The sequence below is a fragment of the Mesorhizobium sp. M7A.F.Ca.CA.004.04.2.1 genome (genome assembly GCF_004022825.1).
Taxonomy (GTDB): Bacteria; Pseudomonadota; Alphaproteobacteria; order Rhizobiales; family Rhizobiaceae; genus Mesorhizobium.
In genome coordinates, this window is record NZ_RZPH01001403.1 from 1 (window position 1) to 1,153 (window position 1,153).

Sequence of the window (1,153 nt, forward strand, 5' to 3'; positions counted from 1 at the left end):
CCCAGAAACTGCGCCATCATGGCGCCGGCGGCCATGGCGGCGACGACACCCGCCACCCAGGCGGCCAGACGCGCCGTGCGCTGGTCGACGCCGACGGCGGCGGCACCGCGCTCGTCATTGGCGGCGGCGCGGGCGGCAAGGCCGAAGGAGGTTTCGCGAAACAGCCTCGCCGCCACCAGCGCCATCGAAGCGACAGCGGCAGCCGTCCACAGCCCGACCTCGCGCGGCACGCCATAGAATGGCTGACTGCCGCGCGTGATCTCGCGCCCGGCCACCAGCAGCGTGTAGACGATGATCAGCATGGCAAGCGTTGCGATCGAAGCGCTCGATCCGGAAAGCCTGAGCAGCGGCGTGCCGGTCAACAGGCCGACGATGACCGCGAGCGCAAGGACGACGGCCAGCGCCGCGAAGAAGGAGAGTTGATACCCGGCGAGGAATTGCGGCAGGTCGCGCAGCGCCGTTCGTTGCAAGGCGGTCGGCATGGTGAGGATGCCGGTGGCGTAGGCGCCAAGGCCGACAAAGGCGGCCTGACCGAACGAGACGATGCCGCTGTTGCCAGAGAATATCTGCAGGCCAAGCACCGCCGTCAGCATGATCGCGGCATAGGTGACCACACGTTGCATGGCGGCGCTGCCAAAGATGAAGGCGGCAAGCGCCACCAGCAGCAGCACCGCGACCATGCACAGGGCATCGGCAGTGGCGTTGCGAAACGCGGCCGGCATGAAGCCACTGGGCTTGCTCTCGCTCATCGTCACCGACGCCATTACGCGGCCCTGAAGCGATCGGGTGAAAACGGCGCCAGGATCGGTTGCGCGCCTTCGGTGACCAGCCTGGCCACCGCCTCGCCGACTGCCGGCCCGGTCTTGAAGCCGTGGCCGGAGGATCCCGCCGAAACGACCAGCCCTTCGACGTCAGGCATGGCGCCGATGACCGGCAGATCGTCGGGGCTCATGTCGTAGAGTCCGGCATAGCCGGGCCGGATGCCAAGCTCGGCCATGGCAGGGACTCTGCCAGCGAAGGTCTCCAGAATCTCGACCGATTCCTGCTCCTCGACACCTTCCATGTAATCATCAGGATTTTGGACCAAACGCGGGCGGCCCGCATGTTCGTGGCGCAGGCCGGTGCCGCCACCAGCCCAGGTGCCGGCCAGGAT

Annotated in this window: 2 protein-coding genes; both read right to left on the reverse strand. The window is 67.6% G+C overall.

From position 1 onward, the window contains the following. The coding region (locus EN893_RS34930; protein ID WP_245490965.1) for a branched-chain amino acid ABC transporter permease at window positions 1-749 on the reverse strand (749 nt) is incomplete at its 3' end. A 14-nt stretch (window positions 750-763) separates the two neighbouring features. Further along, a partial coding sequence (locus EN893_RS34935; protein ID WP_128362209.1) for an FAD-dependent oxidoreductase occupies window positions 764-1,153 on the reverse strand: 390 nt, incomplete at its 5' end.